The 18093-nt window shown below is 64.3% G+C and carries 16 protein-coding genes; 3 read left to right on the plus strand and 13 right to left on the minus strand.

What is annotated here, in order from left to right; all coding sequences use genetic code 11:
* Window positions 1-43: 43 nt before the first annotated feature.
* Window positions 44-1540 (minus strand): CoA-acylating methylmalonate-semialdehyde dehydrogenase, encoded by a 1497-nt coding sequence (locus tag A3A9_RS0120095; RefSeq protein ID WP_027031680.1) that lies wholly within the window; start codon window positions 1538-1540, stop codon window positions 44-46.
* Between the two features lie 160 nt (window positions 1541-1700).
* Between A3A9_RS0120095 and A3A9_RS0120100 the strand changes: the two genes are divergently transcribed.
* The 3 genes from A3A9_RS0120100 (at window position 1701) to A3A9_RS0120110 (ending at window position 5338) form a co-directional block, all read left to right on the plus strand.
* Complete coding sequence (locus tag A3A9_RS0120100) at window positions 1701-2582, plus strand: LysR family transcriptional regulator (RefSeq protein ID WP_027060376.1); 882 nt, start codon at window positions 1701-1703, stop codon at window positions 2580-2582.
* Between the two features lie 156 nt (window positions 2583-2738).
* On the plus strand, window positions 2739-3182 hold the full coding sequence (locus A3A9_RS0120105) for a hypothetical protein (RefSeq protein WP_027060377.1): 444 nt from the start codon (window positions 2739-2741) through the stop codon (window positions 3180-3182).
* Window positions 3179-5338, plus strand: a complete 2160-nt coding sequence (locus A3A9_RS0120110; protein ID WP_027060378.1) for a phospholipase D-like domain-containing protein — start codon at window positions 3179-3181, stop codon at window positions 5336-5338. The genes A3A9_RS0120105 and A3A9_RS0120110 overlap by 4 nt, the downstream gene beginning before the upstream one ends.
* A 93-nt stretch (window positions 5339-5431) precedes the next feature.
* Here A3A9_RS0120110 and A3A9_RS0120115 read toward each other — a convergent pair whose 3' ends face one another.
* From A3A9_RS0120115 to A3A9_RS0120170, 12 genes are all read right to left on the minus strand, one after another.
* The gene (locus tag A3A9_RS0120115; protein ID WP_343286134.1) at window positions 5432-6712 is read right to left on the minus strand and encodes a D-amino acid dehydrogenase; all 1281 of its coding nucleotides are present in this window, start codon (window positions 6710-6712) and stop codon (window positions 5432-5434) included.
* Between the two features lie 64 nt (window positions 6713-6776).
* Complete coding sequence (gene alr / locus A3A9_RS0120120) at window positions 6777-7922, minus strand: alanine racemase (RefSeq protein ID WP_027060380.1); 1146 nt, start codon at window positions 7920-7922, stop codon at window positions 6777-6779.
* A gap of 67 nt (window positions 7923-7989) precedes the next feature.
* Complete coding sequence (locus A3A9_RS0120125) at window positions 7990-8505, minus strand: RNA pyrophosphohydrolase (protein WP_027060381.1); 516 nt, start codon at window positions 8503-8505, stop codon at window positions 7990-7992.
* Between the two features lie 35 nt (window positions 8506-8540).
* On the minus strand, window positions 8541-9722 hold the full coding sequence (locus A3A9_RS0120130) for a divergent polysaccharide deacetylase family protein (RefSeq protein ID WP_027060382.1): 1182 nt from the start codon (window positions 9720-9722) through the stop codon (window positions 8541-8543).
* A gap of 124 nt (window positions 9723-9846) precedes the next feature.
* Window positions 9847-11178, minus strand: coding sequence for a S41 family peptidase (locus tag A3A9_RS0120135; protein ID WP_027031688.1), 1332 nt, complete (start codon window positions 11176-11178; stop codon window positions 9847-9849).
* A 1-nt stretch (window position 11179) separates the two neighbouring features.
* Entirely contained in the window at window positions 11180-12541 is a 1362-nt protein-coding gene (locus A3A9_RS0120140; RefSeq protein ID WP_027060383.1) for a murein hydrolase activator EnvC family protein, read from the minus strand.
* A 206-nt stretch (window positions 12542-12747) separates the two neighbouring features.
* Window positions 12748-13230 (minus strand): 23S rRNA (pseudouridine(1915)-N(3))-methyltransferase RlmH, encoded by a 483-nt coding sequence (gene rlmH / locus A3A9_RS0120145; RefSeq protein WP_027060384.1) that lies wholly within the window; start codon window positions 13228-13230, stop codon window positions 12748-12750.
* A gap of 72 nt (window positions 13231-13302) precedes the next feature.
* On the minus strand, window positions 13303-13680 hold the full coding sequence (gene rsfS / locus A3A9_RS0120150) for a ribosome silencing factor (RefSeq protein WP_027060385.1): 378 nt from the start codon (window positions 13678-13680) through the stop codon (window positions 13303-13305).
* A 180-nt stretch (window positions 13681-13860) separates the two neighbouring features.
* A complete protein-coding gene (locus A3A9_RS0120155; RefSeq protein ID WP_027060386.1) occupies window positions 13861-15150 on the minus strand; it encodes an MFS transporter in 1290 nt (429 codons plus the stop codon).
* Between the two features lie 76 nt (window positions 15151-15226).
* Window positions 15227-15997: a hypothetical protein gene (locus A3A9_RS0120160; protein ID WP_027060387.1), complete on the minus strand. Its 771-nt coding sequence runs from the start codon at window positions 15995-15997 to the stop codon at window positions 15227-15229.
* On the minus strand, window positions 15994-16581 hold the full coding sequence (locus A3A9_RS0120165) for a nicotinate-nucleotide adenylyltransferase (protein WP_027060388.1): 588 nt from the start codon (window positions 16579-16581) through the stop codon (window positions 15994-15996). Before A3A9_RS0120165 ends, A3A9_RS0120160 begins: the two co-directional genes overlap by 4 nt.
* 250 nt (window positions 16582-16831) lie before the next feature.
* The gene (locus A3A9_RS0120170) at window positions 16832-18073 is read right to left on the minus strand and encodes a glutamate-5-semialdehyde dehydrogenase (RefSeq protein WP_430515893.1); all 1242 of its coding nucleotides are present in this window, start codon (window positions 18071-18073) and stop codon (window positions 16832-16834) included.
* Window positions 18074-18093: the final 20 nt, after the last annotated feature.

The raw sequence follows: 18093 nt of genomic DNA on the forward strand, positions 1-18093 counted from the left end.
ACTCTCGCCGCGCTCTTCTCAAGTCCCAATATGTATCCTGAAATCAGTTCATCGTCGGGATGACAAACTCCGCACCGTCCTTGATGCCGGACGGCCAGCGCGAGGTCACCGTCTTGGTCTTGGTGTAGAAGCGGAACGCATCCGGGCCGTGCTGATTGAGGTCGCCGAAGGACGACGCCTTCCAGCCGCCGAACGTGTAGTAGGCGATCGGCACCGGGATCGGCACGTTGATGCCGACCATGCCGACCTGGACACGGCTTGCGAAGTCGCGCGCGGCGTCGCCGTCGCGGGTGAAGATCGCAACACCGTTGCCCATCTCATGGTCGTTGGCGAGCTGGATGGCGTTCTCATAGGTCGGCGCGCGCACCACCGAGAGCACCGGCCCAAAGATCTCTTCCTTGTAGATTCGCATATCGGCCGTCACATTGTCGAACAGGCAGCCGCCCATATAGTAGCCATTCTCGTAGCCCTGCATCTTGAAGCCGCGGCCGTCGACGACCAGCTTGGCGCCTTCCTTGACGCCGGTGTCGACATAACCCTTGATGCGCTCCAGCGCCTGCGCCGTCACGACGGGCCCGAAATCGGCCGACGAATCCGTCGACGGGCCGACCTTCAGGCTCTCGACGCGCGGGATCAGTTTTTCCATCAGCCGGTTGGCCGTGTCGTTACCGACCGGAACAGCCACCGAGATCGCCATGCAGCGCTCGCCGGCCGAGCCGTAGCCGGCGCCGATCAGCGCGTCGACGGTCTGGTCCATGTCGGCGTCGGGCATGATGATCATGTGGTTCTTGGCGCCACCGAAGCACTGCACGCGCTTGCCCGCCGCTGTGCCGCGCGAATAGATGTAGTGAGCGATCGGCGTCGAGCCGACAAAGCCGATGGCCTTGATATCGGGATCGTCGAGGATGGCGTCGACCACGTCCTTGTCGCCATTGACGACGTTGAGGATGCCGGCAGGCAGGCCAGCCTCGAGGAACAGTTCGGCGATGCGCAGCGGCACGCCGGGATCACGCTCCGAAGGCTTCAGGATAAAGGCATTGCCGCAAGCGATTGCCGGCGCGATCTTCCACAGCGGGATCATCGCCGGGAAGTTGAATGGCGTGATGCCGGCGACGACGCCGAGCGGCTGGCGCATCGAATAGACGTCGATGCCGGGACCGGCGCCATCGGTGAACTCGCCCTTCATCATGTGTGGCGCGCCGATGCAGACTTCGACCACTTCGAGGCCGCGCTGGATGTCGCCCTTGGCGTCGGCGATCGTCTTGCCATGCTCGCGCGCCAGGATATCGGCCAGTTCGTCATAGTCGCGGGCGACCAGTTCGAGGAATTTCATCAATACGCGCACGCGGCGCTGCGGGTTGGTCGCAGCCCATTTCGGCTGCGCCGCCTTGGCGTTCTCGACCGCCGCACGCAGTTCCGCCTGCGAGGCCAGCGCCACCGTGCCGCGCACGGTGCCGTCCATCGGCTGCATGACGTCCTGCTTGCGTCCGCTGGTGCCGGCGACATGCTTGCCGCCGATGAAATGACCGTATTCGATCATGCTTTCTCTCCCTTTGTTTGTGATGCTGCATTGTCTGCCTTTGATCGTCGGATGGCAACGCGAGGGAGAACGCAACCGTTGTGCGTAAATTAGATATCGATTGACGAGTGTGCATCAATTCCCGCAAATGGGGCGTCACAAGATATCTCCTGGGGATTCCATGAACTGGGATGACGTTCGTGTTTTCCTTGCCGTCGCCCGCGCCGGCCAGATCCTTGGCGCCGCCAAACGGCTGGAACTCAACCACGCCACCGTCTCGCGCCGCATCGCAGCACTCGAGGAGGCGTTGCGCACGAAACTGTTTCGTCGGCTGACCACCGGCAGCGAACTGACGCCGGCCGGCATGCGCTTCCTCGATATTGCCGAGCGCATGGAAGGCGACATGATCGCCGCGCGTTCGACCATATCGGGCGAAGGCGATGACATCTCGGGTACGGTGCGCATCGGCGCGCCGGACGGCTTTGGCGTCGCCTTCCTCGCCAGGCGTCTCGGTGAACTGACCGCGCTGCACCGCGAATTGACGATCCAGCTCGTGCCGGTGCCGCGCTCCTTCTCTTTATCCCGGCGCGAGGCGGACATCGCCATTACGGTCGAGCGGCCGACCGAAGGCCGGCTGGTGGCGGGAAAGCTGGTTGACTATTCCCTCGGTCTGTTTGCCTCCCGCAGCTATGTCGACACGCATGGTTTGCCCAAAACCCCAGCCGAGATCGGTCGGCACACGCTCATCGGCTATGTGCCTGACCTCATCGTCAGCCCGTCGCTCGACTACGCCGCCGAATTCAGCGCGGACTGGCGCACCAGCTTCGCCATCTCGTCGGCGCTCGGCCAGGCCGAAGCGGTGCGCTCGGGCGCCGGCATCGGCATCCTGCACACCTTCGTCGCCCGCTCGATGCCGGAACTGGTGGCCGTCGATGTGGTGGCACCCATCCGCCGCGCCTACTGGCTGGTCTATCACGAATCGGTCCGGCCGCTGCGCCGCATCCAGATCGTCGCCAGCTTCATCACCAGGGCGGTTGAGCGGGAGCGGGGCCTCTTCCTGTAGAAGCGCTGTCAGGGTCCATCGAGAACGAAAGAGCTCACCACCCGCCGCCTTTTCCTTGCCACAAAACCGGCCAGTGTGGCATCAGGGCGTGCGATCACGAGCCATGGGCCGGATCGCCGGGTGGGGAAATCGTTTAGAAAGCTGGCGCGGATAGAAATGCGAGCCGTTCTTGCCATCCTGCCGCTGGTTTTTGTCTCGGCCTGTGCCAACCCATGGACCAAGGTACCGGAAGCCGAATTGCCCAAGCCGATCCGCTACGCCATGGCGCGCCCCTCGCCTTTCGTCATCGGCAATTACTGTGGACCCGGCACCCGCACCGGCGATCTGTCGGCCCGCCCGGTCGACCGCCTCGACGCGGTCTGCCAGACCCATGACGCCTGCTACATCGCCCGCCACAACCATTGCGACTGTGATGGCGCGCTCGTCGCCTCGGCCAGGACGATCCGCGACGACAAGACGGCGCCCCGCAAGATGCGCGACGAGGCGGAATTGCTGATCGCTACCTTCGCCATCCCCGTCTGCAAGATCTTTCCCCAGGGCTTCATGCCGCCGCGCGACCCGGCGCAGTTGAGCGCGATGAAGGCCGGAGTGACTGGGTGAATAGCCGCGCATCCATCATCCTCGCTTTGTTCGGGTTGGCGATCGCCGTCCTTGCCGGTTGTGCCGGCACAAGCCGCAATGCCTGCGACCTTCTGCCGGGACAGGAAGCCTGCGCGCGCCCCTCTCTGTCGGCCAGCACGCCCGGGCCGCAGGTCGCGGCGTCGCAATTTTTCGGCGATGCCGGGAGCAGCGACTACCAAAGGCGGTTCCTGGCGCTCCTCGCCCACAACCAGCTCGGCGCCATGGATCGCGCCAACGGCACCGGCCCGTTCGGGCGCAACCGCCGCGACGTCCAGAATAGGGACTTCCAGGCGACCTATTCCACGCTGCAGCAATTGGCCGGGCCGGTCGCGAAGGCACATCTGGCGCCAACCGGCGATGGCGGCGGCGAGGGCCATTTCGACGGAAGCTGGCGGGTGTCGCGGCAGACGCTCTACATCGATGCGGCGGCGCGGCCCACGGCCCCGAAGACGTTCGATTTCTCCGGCCTGCAGGCGCGCAGCACCGAGATCGTCGTGCGCCAGGCCGGCAAGCAGCCGGCCGACATCGAGGCTACCTGCGATGGCGCGTTGGCGATCCGGGCCGTCGGGGCCTCACGCACCATCGGCGCCGGCGCGACGTTCCGTTTTCGCCTGTCGGGCGAAGACGACACGGTCAGCCTGTTTCCGAGCGACAGCCTGAACCGCTGCATGGCAAGGATCCGTTCAAGCATTGCCCCGGCCGGCGCGCCGCTCACCATCCGGCGCGAAGAGACCGCTGATCCCTCACTCGCGAGCCTCGACAGCCGCTACCAGCGCTGCCCGGTCCCTAACAGCGCCGACCTCGATCCGCTTGAGCGCGCCTTCTATGCCAGCCGCTGGCTGTCGCAGACCTGCGCCTTGCCGATCGGCGAGCCCAGGCTGCTGCGCAAATCGCGTGACGGCTTCAACGCCAAGGTCGAGGCGCTGATGGGCGCGCCGCTGTCCGATGCGGCAATAGACAAGGGCGACCCGGAACTGCCGCTTGATTTCTCCAGGGCGCCAAGGCTGAAGCTGATCTATCTGTCCTCGCTCGAATTCAAGGCCGACTTTTCCGGCCGCATCATCGAGCGGCTGATCCGCCATCATGCGGCCCTTGGCACCAAGGTGCGCATCATGGTCACCGATGTGCTGGAGCGCGAAAAGGACGACGCCATGCTGCACCGGCTGGCGGCCGAATTCCCCAATGTCGAATTACAGGAATACCGCTGGCGCGCGGACCATGGCGCGCCGATCGACGAACAGATCTCGCAATTGCACAAGGTCCTGCACATCAAGATGCTAGCGACGCTGGCGCAGGACCCGGCGCGCTCGCGCGTCATCATCGGCGGCCGCAACATCCATGATGGCTTCCTGTTCCATCAGCCGATCGACCTGTCGCGCTACCCGGACCTGCAGCAATACGGCAAGACCGACGGGCTTTCGCTGAACTACTATTCGAACTGGAGCGACTTCGACATCGAGTTCGCCGACAGTGCCACGGTCGAGACGCTCGCCGCGCATCTGTCGACGATATGGTTGCGCGACGCCGACACCAATCTGGCGCGCTCCTTCTCGATCCCGGTGCGCGGAGATGGCCGCCCCCGGGGCAATGCCCGGCATTTCATCTCGGTGCCCTATGAGGATGACCATGCGCTGGAGGCCTATTTCGTCGAGTTGGTCGATGCCGCCCGGCACGATATCCAGATCGTCAACCCTTACCTCAATCTGACGCCCGGCCTCGCCCAGGCCGTCGACCGGGCGCTTGCCCGTGGCGTCAAGATCGATATCGTCGGCCGCATCGACCTCAAGGGCGATATTGGCGGCAAATTCCTCACCGCGCTCAACAAATTGTTCGTCGAGAAATATGGCGACCGCATCAACATCCGCGAATTCAAGGCGCCCGATGTGGTGCTGCATTCCAAGATCATGATGATCGACGAAAGGCTGGTCGCCATCTCATCGGTCAACCTCAACAACCGCAGCTTCTTCCACGATTCGGAGAACGGCATGATGGTGCTCGATCCCGCCTTCTATGTCAGGATGAAGCCGGTCTATGACGACTATCTCGCCCACTCTAACCCGGTTTCGACTGATGTGACGATCCCGTGGGCCTACCGGCTGCTGTTCGACGAGGCCTGGGTCAGTCAGGCGTTCTGATGCAATTCCAAGAAAAGTGTGAAGCGGTTTTCCCGGGAAAAGCGCGTAGCGCTTTCCCTTGGGAATTGCATCCACCCAAGAGGACGCAGCGACCTATTTCAGGTAGCGCTCCTGCGCCAGGGCGCGCGCATCGATGTCGGGCACCTTGTTCGACATGATGTCGGCCAGCACCTTGGCCGAGCCGCAGGCCATGGTCCAGCCAAGCGTGCCATGGCCGGTGTTGAGGAAGAGATTGGAAAGTTCGGTGCGGCCGATCAGCGGCGGGCCATCCGGCGTCATCGGCCGCAGCCCGCACCAGAAGGTCGCGTCGCGCATGGCGCCGGCGCCCGGAAAGAGATCGCCGACCGAATGTTCGAGCGTGCGCCGCCGCGATTCATGCAGCCGAAGGTCGAAGCCGGAAATCTCCGCCGTACCGCCGACGCGGATGCGGTCGCCAAGCCGGGTGATCGCCACCTTGTAGGTTTCGTCCATCACGGTCGACACCGGCGCCAGGGCGGCATCCTTGATCGGCACGGTGATCGAATAGCCCTTGACCGGATAGACCGGGATCGACCGTTTCATCTTGCGCATGAAACCCGCAGAGTAGCTGCCCAGCGCCATCACATAGGCTTCGGAGGCCTTGAACCCCTTGCTGGTGCTGATATTGGAAATGCGGTTGCGGCTGCGGGTGACGCGCCAGATCGTCGTGTCGTATTCGAACTTCACGCCACGCGCCACGCAGAGTTCGGCCAATTTCTCGGTGAAAATCTTGCAGTCGCCGGTCTCGTCATGCGGCAGTCTCAACCCCCCGACGAACTTCTCGCGCACGCCGGCCAGCCCAGGCTCCGCCGCGATGCAGCCATCCTGGTCGAGGATTTCGTAAGGCACGCCATATTTCTTCAGCACCTCGACATCGCCGCCGGTGCCGTCGAGCTGCTTTTGCGCGCGAAACAGCTGCAGTGTGCCCTGGGTCCGCTCGTCATAGCTGATGCCGGTCGCCTCGCGCAGCGCCTTCAGCGTATCGCGGCTGTATTCGGCCAGCGGCACCATGCGCGATTTGTTGATGGCATAGCGCTCGGCCGTGCAGTTGCGCAGCATCTTGACCAGCCACGTCCACATATGCGGGTCGAAGGCCGGCCGCACCACCAGCGGGCCATGCTTCATCAGCAACCATTTGATCGCCTTCAGCGGAATGCCGGGCCCGGCCCAGGGCGAGGCATAGCCGGGCGAAATCTCACCGGCATTGGCGAAGCTGGTTTCCAGCGCCGGGCCCTTCTGGCGGTCGAGCACCGTCACCTCGTGGCCGGCCTCGGCGAGATAATAGGCCGTGGTCACCCCGATGACGCCACCACCCAGCACCATGATCTTCATCGCGTCACGCTCCACGCCGCCGATATCGGCCACATCGTTCCATGTCTGCCGGATTTTGCCGCGCCCGCCAAGGGGCTAGCCCTAAGGGCTATTCATTGACGTAGCGCCGGTGAAAGCGCGAGCCGAGACTGGCCAGGATTTCATAGCCGATCGTGCCGGCATGGCCGGCGGCATCGTCGACGCTCTGCGAGGGACCCAGCAACTCGACCAGATCGCCCTCGTGCAGCCTGCCGGGCGGTAGAGCGGAAATGTCGAGAATGATCGAATCCATCGACACGCGCCCAAGGAAAGGCAAGCGCACGCCATCGAACCAGGCTGCCGAAGCGGAGCGGCGCAGCCAGCCATCCGCATAGCCGAACGAAATGGTCGCCAGGCTGAGCGGGCCCTGCGCGTGATAGGTATGGCCGTAACCGATGCCGGCGCCTTTTTCGACGCTGCGCGTCTGCGCCACCTTCGCCTGCAGCCGCACGACAGGCAGCATCGGATTGGGTTCGCCGGGCGTCGGGTTGATGCCGTAAAGCGCGGCCCCGGGGCGGGCGAGATCGTAGTGGTAAGAGGACCCAAGAAAAATGCCGGAGGAGTTTGCAAGCGAGGCAGGCGCCCGGGGCAGCATGGCGCGCAGCCGCTCGAACGCCAGTCGCTGCTGCTCGTTGGCCGGATGGCGCGGCTCGTCGGCGCAGGCGAGGTGGCTCATCACATATCTGACGTCGATGCCGTCGAAAGCACCGGCGTCCCCGGCCAGCGCCGCAACCTCCGCCGGCGCCATGCCAAGCCGCGACATGCCGCTGTCGGCCTGGATGGCGGCCGGCAATGCGCGGCCGGCGCCGCGTGCCGCCTCGCGCCAGGCCTTCAGCTGGCCGGCACTGTTGATGACAGCGCAAAGCCTGGCCGCAACCGCTTCCGGTTCGGAACCCGGTGGCAGCCCGTTCAACACGTAGATTTCGGGGCCAGCCCCGACCGCCCGGCGCAAGTCGATGCCCTCGGCCAGCAGCGCGACGAAGAAGATGTCGCAGCCTTCGCTGGCCAGCGCTTCAGCCACCTGTGCCGCGCCAAGGCCGTAGCCATTGGCCTTGAGCACACCGGCGCAGCGCACGCCGGCCAGCTTTGCCTTCAGCCGCCGGTAGTTCTCACGGATGGCGACGAGATCGACGGTCAGGATCGCCCCGGCCGCCGCATCGCTGACCGGCCAACGGGTGACGGTGTTCCCAGCAGTCCGGTTGACGGCGTCGTTCATGGCGACCCTCGTTGCATCAGCCATCAATACGACCAGCGCCGCGGCGCGGCAACCTTAGCCAGAGTCTCTACCGCGCCAGATGGCTGAACGCCGCCACCACCTCCTCATAGACCCTGCGCTTGAACGGTACGATCAGGTCGGGCAGGTCCTGCATCGGTCGCCATGACCATTCATCGAATTCGGCGGTGTGGCCGCCCGGCGGCGGGTTGATCTGGATCTCGCTGGCATCGCCGTGAAAGCGGAAGGCAAACCATTTCTGCGTCTGGCCGCGATACCTGCCCTTCAAGGCAATGCCGACGAGGTCGTCCGGCAGATCATAGTTGATCCAGTCCGGCGCCTCGGCCATCAGCGAGACGCTGCGCATGCCGGTCTCCTCGTAAAGCTCGCGCTCCGCCGCCTGCAGCGGCTCTTCGCCCTTGTCGATGCCGCCTTGCGGCATCTGCCAGAGCTGCGTGGCGCCGGCAAACTCGCTATCGGGCTCGACGATGCGATGCCCGACCCAGGCCAGGCCCTCGGCGTTGAGGATCATCAGCCCGACACACGGGCGATAAGGCAGCGTTTCACGATCGACTTTCTTTGCCATCATCTGTCCTTCGAGAAATTTGCGATCAGGCGTGGCTAGCCCTTTTGCGGATCGATGGCCACCGCTGAAATCGGCACGATCTCGATGCCGCGCTTCTTGGCCTCGGCGATCCACGACGTGACGGTGTCGACCGTCAGGTCGAAGGCCGAGCCGATGCCGACGGCCGAGCCCTTGGCCCGCGCGGTGGCTTCGAGACTGTCCAGTTTCTTCAGGATGGCGCCACGATCCTGCACCGCGTCGATAGCCATGTCGCCGGCGACGAAGGGCACACCGTCCTTCAGCGCCAGATCAGGCGCCAGGCTGCGCGCCGAGGAGCCGTCATCGATATAGGCGAGCCCGCGTTTGCCGAGTTCGGCCATGAACGGCTCCATCGCCGCCGTGTCGGCGGAAAACCGCGCGCCCATATAATTCATGACGCCGGTATAGTTCGTCGTCCGCGACAGCGCCCAGTGCAAATTTTTGATGTTCTCGTCCGCGCTCGCCGCCACCGTCAGCGTGTTGCGGCCGGGGTTTACTTTGGGATAATCGAACGGTTCGAGCGGCACCTGCATGACGATCTCATGGCCGCTCTGCCTGGCAGCCTGCATCCAGCGGCCGATGCTGTTGCCTTGCGGCGCGAAGGCCAGCGTCACTTCCGGCGGCAGCCTGGCGATGGCCGCCTGGGTGCCGGTCTGCGATACGCCAAGTCCGCCGATGACGATCGCAATGCGCGCGCCACGTGAGCCGGACCAGGGCCGCGCATACACATCGAACGGCCGCCTTCCGTCAGCGGAGCGCATCGGCAAGGGTCCGGTGTCGCTGGCTTCGATCAGTGCCTTGTCGGGAAGATGCGCGATCTTCAGGTTCTGCCCGACAGCAGACGGATCGCGGATGACGATGGCCGCTTGTGGAGGACCATCGCCCTCCTCCTTCTGCACATGGATGATCTGGGGACCACCGGTCTTGGTTGGCGTTTCAACCTTTGGCGCTGCGACCGGGGCCAAAGCGGATGGCGCGGCAGCGGGCTCGGCCGCCGCCGTCACTTTCGGCGTCGAGACGGCGACCTCTTGCGGCTTGCGGAACGGCTTTTCCCTGAGCGCGATCGCCCCGGAAATGCCGACCACGGCCACAACGACAAATGCTGTGGCGACCGCACCGGTGCTCACCTTGTGGGCAGCACGCGGCGCCCGGACAGTCTGTCCAAGCGGGCGTTCGATGTCCTTGCCGATATCAGCCAAGCCTTGTCCCCGGGGCGCACCCTGGCGCCGCATCTCGGGGCCTCGCCTGCCCCCGAATCAAACTGCCGGAACCTTTCGGTCCCGGCAGCATCGCATTGCTTCGTTCAACCGGCCAGACTGGCCCTTACTGGTTGAGCACGGCCTTGTCCGGATTGGGCGGGAAGGCCGGATCGGTCTTCTGGCCGCGCAGCAGCTGTTCGGCGAAGATGAGCTGCAGATCATCCTTCGGATCCGGCGGCACATAGGCTGCCGAGCCCGAGCCGGTCGAGCTCTCGTCGGCACCCTTGATGTGACCCTTGAGGTCCGATTCGCCACGGGTCAGGTCCCTGCCCTGCAGTTCCGGCGGCAGCGGCTGGTCGACCTTGATGTCGGGCGTGATGCCCTTACCCTGGATCGACTTGCCGGACGGCGTGTAATAGAGCGCCGTCGTCAGCCTGAGCGCACCATTCTCGCCGAGCGGAATGATGGTCTGCACCGAACCCTTGCCGAAGGACTGCGTGCCGACCACCGTGACGCGGCGCAGATCCTGCAGCGCGCCGGCGACGATTTCAGACGCACTGGCCGAGCCGCCATTGACGAGCACGATGATCGGCTTGCCGTTGACGTCGTCGACCTGCTTCGGTTTGGCGTCGAAGCGGGTGACGTCCTTCGGATCGCGGCCACGCGTCGAGACGATCTCGCCGCGCTTCAGGAAGGCGTCGGACACGCTCACCGCCTGGTCGAGCAGGCCGCCCGGATTGAGGCGCAGGTCGAGCACGTAGCCCTTGAGCTTGTCGTCCGGCACCTGCTTCTTGATGGTGTCGATGGCATTCTCGAGGTCGTCATAGGTCTTTTCGGTGAAGGAGGTGATCTTCATGTAGCCGATGTCGTTCTCGACTCGGAACTTGACCGCCTTGACCTTGATGATGTCGCGCACCACCGTCAGCTCGATCGGCTTGTCGGCGCCCTGGCGCAGGATGGTGAGCTTGATCGGCGTGTTGACCAGGCCGCGCATCTTCTCGACCGCGTCGTTGAGCGTCAGGCCGCGAACCTCCTCACCGTCGATCTTGGCGATGTAGTCGCCGGCCAGCACACCAGCCTTGGCGGCCGGCGTATCGTCGATCGGCGTGATCACCTTGACCAGGTCGTTCTCCATGGTGACCTCGATGCCGAGGCCGCCGAACTCACCCTTGGTCTGGACGCGCATGTCCTGCGCCTGTTCGGCGTTCATGTAGGAGGAGTGCGGGTCAAGCGAGGACAACATGCCGTTGATGGCGTTCTCGACCAGCGACTTGTCGTCGGGCGGCGTGACATACTGTGCCCGCACCCGCTCGAAGATGTCGCCGAAGATCGCCAGTTGCTTGTAGGTCTCCGACCCCGCAGCGTTCGCCGACGCGCCAGGAGCGCCATAGACAAGGCTCATGGCGGACGCGCCCATCAGCGCACCGGCAAACAGAAGCGACAGTTTCCGCATCATTTCACGTCCTTCCAGAAAAACGGTCCGCCCACCATGGGGCCGGATCGACGGGTTTTCCATCCTTGCGGAACTCGACATAAAGTTCCGGCGTGGCATTTCCATTCTTCGAAACCGAGGTGCTTGCCACCCGGGCCTCTCCCATCGCGCCGACCGGCTCTCCTGCGAGCACCGACTGGCCGGTCACGACACTGATTCTGCTCATCCCCGCCAAAACGACATGATAGCCGTCGCCAGCGTTGAGGATCAAGAGTTGACCATAAGAGCGAAACGGCCCCGCATAAAGCACATTCCCATCCGCCGGAGCGGTGACGATGGCTCCCGATTGTGTCGCAAGCATGTCTCCAAGCATCACCGCGCCGTTACCGTCATCGGCGCCAAACCGGCGTTTGATTCGGCCGGTGACCGGCAGCGCGATCTGCCCCTGCAGCGCTGAAAAGGGCGCTGTCGCGGTGAGTTGGTTGCCTTCGGGAACCGGCAATGACGCCAGCGATGCCGTTGTGTCACCATCCGTCTTGCCATCCCCCGCGGAGGCTGCCTTTGCGGCATCCGCGGCCTTGCGGGTCTTGTCGGCCTGCGCTTCGAGCGAGGCGATCAGATCCTTGAGGCTAGAGGCCTTTGCCGCCAGTTGCTCGGAACGCTGCTGTTCGGCCGCCATTTGCGCCTGCGTATCAGCCTCGAGCTTCTGCTTGGCTTCGAGCAGCATGCCGAGCCGCTTCTTTTCCGCTGTCTGCTCGCCGACGGCATCCGTCAGCCGCGCCCGTTCTGCCTCGATCGAGGCCGTCACCCGGGTCTGTTCCTTGAGGTCTGCCAGCAGGCTGTCGGTCTGCTGGCGCAATTCCGGCACCACGGCGCCGAGCAGGATGGCGCTGCGCACCGACGACAGTGCGTCCTCCGGCTTGACCAGGATCGCCGGCGGCGGGTTGAGCCCCATGCGCTGCAGCGCGCCCAACACTTCGGCCAGCACGTCGCGGCGCGCCACAAGCGAAGCGCGGATCTTCTGTTGCTGGCCCTTCAGCCCCTCCAGCTTGGCGCCGATGTCCTCGATGTCCTGGCCAAGCTTCTGCTCGGTCATTGCCGACTGGATCAGCGCGGCTGTGATCGAGGCATGGTCCTTCTTGACCGCGGCGATATCGGCGGCAAGCTTGGCCAGCCGTTCCGACGACAGCGTTATCTCTTTGGAAACCTGTTCATATTCGGCACGGCTCTGGTCCGGATCGGGCGCCATGTCGAGCGTGTTCTCGGCTCGCGTTGCATTGAACGACAAAAGCATCGCCGCTGCCGCGATACCGCAGCGCGCGCGCCAGGAGCTACTTGTTGAGCCCCCCGTTAATAACCTCAGTGTCGATTTCCAGCCTTCAGACATTCGCCATCGACTCTATCCGCGGCATCGTTAACGAACCATCAACCATGTTTGAAGAGCCCGCCCCGAATGCATGTCGCCCAAAATGGTCCCCGGTTTTGGGAAAACGACATGCACAAAAACCAGAGATTTCGATCTTGCGCGGCATTGGGGCGGAAATCCGGGCGACAGGCAACGAATCACAGCTGGCGGCAACTGTAGCGGCAGGCTCACGAGCGATGATAGGGGTGGCCGGAGAGGATCGTCGCCACCCTGTAGAGCTGCTCTCCCAGCATCACGCGCACCAGCTGATGCGGCCAAGTCAGCGCGCCAAACGACAGCTTCAGTTCGGCCTGGTCGCGCAGCGACGGATCGTGACCGTCGGCGCCGCCTATGGCGAGCACCAGCGCCTTGCGGCCGCCATCGCGCAACTGCCCGATGCGATTGGCGAAATCTTGCGAGGAAAGGTTTTTGCCGCGCTCATCGAGCAGGATCAGGGCCGTGCCCGGCTGCAGCTGCACCAGCAGCCTTGAACCCTCGTCACGTTGGCGCTCGGCAGCGCTCTGCGCCCGGCCCTCGGCGATCTCGGTAATCCCGGCGAATTCGAGCCCGACCGCAGGCCCGCTCTTGGCGAACCGCTCGAAATAGCGGTCGGCAAGTTCCCTCTCGGGGCCGGCTTTCATCCGGCCCACGGCATGAACTGAAATCTTCATCCCGCCTCTATAAGCCGTTAGTGCATGTCGCCCAAAGCTGAAATCCGATTTTGGGCAACGACACAGAGCAGCTTAGTGAAGGGTCTCTTCCTCGAGATCCGGTGACTGCCACATCTTTTCGAGATTGTAGAAGTCGCGGACTTCGGGGCGGAAGACGTGGACGATAATATCGCCTGAATCGATCAGGACCCAGTCGGCACCGGACAGCCCCTCGACGCGCGCCGTGCCGAGGCCGGCATCCTTGAGCGCCTTGAGGAGATGGTCGGCGACAGCCGAGACATGACGGTGCGATCGACCCGACGCGACAACCATGTAGTCGCCGAGGCTCGATTTCCCCTGAATGTCGATTGAGACAATATTTTCGGCCTTGGAGTCTTCCAGACTGGCAAGGACCGTCTTGATGGCACGGGACACGGCGTCGTCTACGCTGATCCCGGCCGGCGAAGGCATGATATCGGCCTTCTTCCGCAGTGCTGTTCTCAGTGTATTTCCTTTCGCAGCAAGAACAACCAAATCACCCCCTAAAGCAGGTGACACCGCTTAGATAGGCAGAGTTCCCTGACAGTTTCAAGACGCAGACGTGGAAGCATAGTCGCCAGGCATCAAGAGCGAAGCCTCGTCGGCCAGCGGTCAGCCCGATTTCCTGGTACTATCTTCAGGCGCATAGGCGAGTTCGACCGGCAGCGGCGCCTGCGCCGTCATCGGCGCGAAGCTGCCGGTCTCGGTGGCCGGAACGGCTTGCGTGGTGAACACGCGCAACAGCACGAACAGGCAGAAGATGGCGGCGATGAGGATCGCCACGTAGATGAACGCCTGCGTTCCAAAGACGGCCGACAGCGCGGTCACGATGCCCGGCACGATGAACCCCGACAGCGACCATGCAAACAAGAGCGAGCTGGACAGCGCCACCATGTCCTCCTTGCCGGCACGGTCGGAGGCATGTGCGCTGGAGAGCGAATAAATCGATTCCGACGCGCCATCCCAGATGATGTAGATCGCCACCAGTGCACTCAGCGCGCCACCGTCGAAGCCAAGCGCCAAAACACCCGCGACCATGGCGAGCGCGGAAGCCGCGATCAGCACGTAGCGACGGTCGGTGCGGTCGGAGATCCAGCCGAGCGGGATCTGCAGGATCAGCGTGCCGACCGGCATCGCCGAAAGCAGCAGCGCCACATCGCCCTGGCTGTAGCCTTTGGCTGTGGCATGGATCGGCGCGAAGCCGGCGATTGCCATCGACAGGCCGCCGACCGCAAGCATGCCGGCGACGCCGACCGGCGAAATCCGCCATGCCCGGCGCAGCGCCACTGAGGCCGCCTGCGGCGCCGGTGGCTGCGCCAGCCGCGTCATGCCGACAGGCAGGATCGACAGGGCCGTGAAGACGATGCCGATCAACGGCGCATCCGCGGTCCTGACGTCGACCAGCGCCAGCGTCGCGTAGCCAACACCTAGCCCGGCGACATAGGCGACGTAGAAAAAGGCCATCACCCGGCCGCGTATGGCATTGGCGACGGCATCGTTAAGCCAGCTCTGCGCGACGATGAACAGGCCACATATGGCAAAGCCGTAAAGGGCACGGGCGGCGATCCAGAAAACCGGATGCGGCCCGGCGCCGACGGCGGCATTGGCCAGCGCGATCAGCGCCGACAGCACCATGAAGGCGCGGGCATGGCCGACCCTGCGCACCAGCGGCCCGGTCAGGATGCAGCCGGCGAGGCCGCCGGCCGAAAGGCCGGTTATGATGAGCCCGGCCCAGGTCGGATCGAAGCCTTCGACACCAAGCCGGACCGGGATATAGGCAAACATCAGCCCGTTGCCGACGGCGATCAGCGCCATCGACACGATGACGCTGGCAATCGCGATCAGCGGCGTCGGCGCGCTGTCGTGATCTCGCTCGATCGTGGCCCGGTTCTTGTCCAGCATTCATGCACCATCGCCCAGTGTACGGCGAAAAGCCGCCGCAAAAGCGACATCGCCGGACGGGCGGCCGTGCGGAACTTCACATGGCCAGGATTTCGCCGAGCGGCGAGGTCGGCGGCACGTCGGCGAACGACAGCTTGCGCAACGAACCGCGCCAGAGGTGGATTGCCAAAGTATCTGGCTTGATCAGGTCGGCGATGGACCGTTGCGGATCGAGCAGCGTGCCCTGGCCTTCGATATTGGAATAGAACACATTCTGGGCCGATGCTTGGTCGAGTAGCCCGTGCTTGCGCACCAGATGGGTCAGCAGTGGCGGCCCGAGCGAGGCATGCGGCAGGTTCTCGAACCCCTTGAGCTGCCCGAGCGCGCGCCGAGCGCCGAAGCGCAACCGCTTGCTCCATGAATACCATTCCGGAAACCGCTCGGGATGATCGACCATCCCGGCGAGATCGCCCAGGATCGGCGAGTCCACGGGCAGGCTCAGCACCGCATTGTTGATCCGGGTCGGGCTCTCCCAGCCGAACATGTAAGGACGGCGCGGCAAGGGCTTGATGCAATACATGTCGCAGTCGACATAGATCTCGGCCCCGGTGGTAAGCAGCTTGTAGCGGAAGATATTGCCGAACAGCGAATAGCTGCCATTGCGGTGGACGATAACGCGCTGGCGCGGCAGGATGTTCGTCGCGTCCGCGAGCTCTACGCCCGACGGCGCATCGCCGGGATCATCGTAGACGTGCAGCACGGTGCGGTGACCAAGGCGGACGAGGGATTTGAGGCAGGCGACTTGCATCGGCCCGAGCGGCCCGCCGATCCAGAAAGCGTGGACGGTGGGCAGACCGGGATCTATCACGACTTCGCCATCCTGCGGATCGCGCTCGACGACAGCGATGAGCGCGGGCCGTGGATGAAGGTCCAGGCCGGCGCCTGCATGCGGGCAAGCAGCGGCGCGTCGCCTTCATCGATACGGGCATAATCGAAGGTCTTGGCGACGACCGATGACAGGAACGACAGCGTCGCGCCCGGCCGGTCGATAACCGCGATCGGGAAGGTGAGCACGATCTCGCGCCAGCGCTGCCAGCGGTGGAAGTCGCGCAAACTGTCGGCACCCATGATCCAGACGAAGTCGATGCCGGGATTGCGCGCCTTGACCAGCGCCAGCGTGTCGGCGGTGTAGCGCACATTGTGCGCGGCCTCGAAAGCGGTGACCTTGATCTTCGGGTTCCTGGCGATCTTCTCCGACAGTTGCAGCCGCTCTGCCAGCGGCGCTAGCTCGCGCGTGCTCTTCAGCGGGTTGCCCGGCGTCACCATCCACCACAGCTGGTCGAGCGCCAGGCGCCTGAGCGCGATCTCGGCGACCAGCGCATGGCCGGCATGCGGCGGGTTGAACGAGCCGCCGAACAGGCCGACGGCCAGGCCTTTTTCGGCGTGCGGCATTTTCAGGTAGTGGGAAGGAACAGGGGTTGGGGACGACGACAGCATGGCGCTAGGCACCCCCCTCTGTCCTGCCGGACATCTCCCCCGCAAGGGGGGAGATTGGCAACTTTATTGACGTCAGAAACTCTGCGACGGCAGCGATTGGCGAAACCCGAAACAACATCAAATCTCCCCCCTTGAGGGGGAGATGCCCGGCAGGGCAGAGGGGGGTCCGCGCGCGCAACGCCTCAGGCTCTAGGAACGAAAAGCTTCAAGGCCTCACCTGTCCCGACCCGCGCACGCGGTACTTGAAGGAGGTCAGCTGCTCGACGCCAACCGGGCCGCGCGCATGCATCTTGCCCGTGGCGATGCCGATCTCGGCGCCCATGCCGAACTCGCCGCCATCAGCGAACTGCGTCGAGGCATTGTGCAGCAGGATCGCCGAATCGATCTCGTTGAAGAACCGCTCCACCGCCTGGCTGTCCTCGGCGATGATCGCCTCGGTGTGATGCGAGGAGAAGGTCTCGATATGGTCGATGGCGCCGGCAATCCCGTCGACCAGCTTCACCGCGATGATGGCGTCGAGATATTCCGTCACCCAGTCGGCATCGGTGGCCGGCTTGGCATCGAAAAACACCTTCAGCACTTCGGCATCGGCATGGATCTCGCAGCCGGCCGCGCGCAGTGCGCCAAGGATCGGCACAAGATGGGTTGATGCCACCGCACGGTCGACCAGGAGCGTCTCGGCCGCACCACAGACACCGGTGCGTCGCATCTTGGCGTTGACGGCGATCTTCACCGCCATGTCGAGATTGGCCGATCGGTCGATATAGAGATGGCAGATGCCTTCGAGATGGGCAAACACCGGCACCCGCGCCTCGCTCTGCACCCGCCCGACAAGGCTTTTACCGCCACGCGGAATGATGACGTCGAGCGCGCCACCTAGCCCCTTGAGCATCTCGCCGACAGCGGCGCGGTCGGTGGTCGGCACCAGTTGGATGGCGTCTTCCGGCAGGCCGGCAGCCTTCAGGCCTTCGACCAGGCAGGCATGGATGGCGGCGGACGAATTGAGCGAATCCGAACCGCCGCGCAGGATCACCGGATTGCCGGCCTTGAGGCAGAGCGCGCCGGCATCCGCCGTCACATTCGGCCGGCTTTCATAGATGACACCGATGACGCCGAGCGGCGTGCGAACGCGCTCGATCTGCAAACCGTTCGGCCGCTCCCACGCGGCGATCACGTCGCCGACCGGATCCTTGAGTTCCGCGATCTCGCGGATGCCATCGGCCATGGCACGGATGCGCGCCGGATTGAGCTTCAGCCGATCCATGAAGGATCCGGACAGGCCCGATTCCTCGCCATTCGACACATCGATTGCGTTGGCGTCGAGAATGTCCTGCTCACGGGCAAGGATCGCGTCTGCCATGGCACGGAGTGCGGTATTCTTGGCGGCGGTGGTGGCGACGGCCAACGGTCGGGCGGCAGCGCGAGCGCGGAGGCCAATATCGGCCATCAGCGCCACGGTGTCGTCCC

The organism is Mesorhizobium loti CJ3sym (genome assembly GCF_000472785.1).
GTDB classification, from domain to species: Bacteria; Pseudomonadota; Alphaproteobacteria; order Rhizobiales; family Rhizobiaceae; genus Mesorhizobium; species Mesorhizobium loti_E.

What these genes read in the sequence shown, in the direction of transcription:
- A3A9_RS0120095 (WP_027031680.1), bottom strand. Translation starts at nt 1,540, where the DNA reads ATGATCGAATACGGTCATTTCATCGGCGGCAAGCATGTCGCCGGCACC.
- A3A9_RS0120100 (WP_027060376.1), top strand. Translation starts at nt 1,701, where the DNA reads ATGAACTGGGATGACGTTCGTGTTTTCCTTGCCGTCGCCCGCGCCGGC.
- A3A9_RS0120105 (WP_027060377.1), top strand. Translation starts at nt 2,739, where the DNA reads ATGCGAGCCGTTCTTGCCATCCTGCCGCTGGTTTTTGTCTCGGCCTGT.
- alr (WP_027060380.1), bottom strand. Translation starts at nt 7,922, where the DNA reads ATGAACGACGCCGTCAACCGGACTGCTGGGAACACCGTCACCCGTTGG.
- A3A9_RS0120125 (WP_027060381.1), bottom strand. Translation starts at nt 8,505, where the DNA reads ATGGCAAAGAAAGTCGATCGTGAAACGCTGCCTTATCGCCCGTGTGTC.
- A3A9_RS0120135 (WP_027031688.1), bottom strand. Translation starts at nt 11,178, where the DNA reads ATGATGCGGAAACTGTCGCTTCTGTTTGCCGGTGCGCTGATGGGCGCG.
- A3A9_RS0120140 (WP_027060383.1), bottom strand. Translation starts at nt 12,541, where the DNA reads ATGTCTGAAGGCTGGAAATCGACACTGAGGTTATTAACGGGGGGCTCA.
- rlmH (WP_027060384.1), bottom strand. Translation starts at nt 13,230, where the DNA reads ATGAAGATTTCAGTTCATGCCGTGGGCCGGATGAAAGCCGGCCCCGAG.
- rsfS (WP_027060385.1), bottom strand. Translation starts at nt 13,680, where the DNA reads ATGCCTTCGCCGGCCGGGATCAGCGTAGACGACGCCGTGTCCCGTGCC.
- A3A9_RS0120155 (WP_027060386.1), bottom strand. Translation starts at nt 15,150, where the DNA reads ATGCTGGACAAGAACCGGGCCACGATCGAGCGAGATCACGACAGCGCG.
- A3A9_RS0120165 (WP_027060388.1), bottom strand. Translation starts at nt 16,581, where the DNA reads ATGCCGCACGCCGAAAAAGGCCTGGCCGTCGGCCTGTTCGGCGGCTCG.
- A3A9_RS0120170 (WP_430515893.1), bottom strand. Translation starts at nt 18,073, where the DNA reads ATGGCCGATATTGGCCTCCGCGCTCGCGCTGCCGCCCGACCGTTGGCC.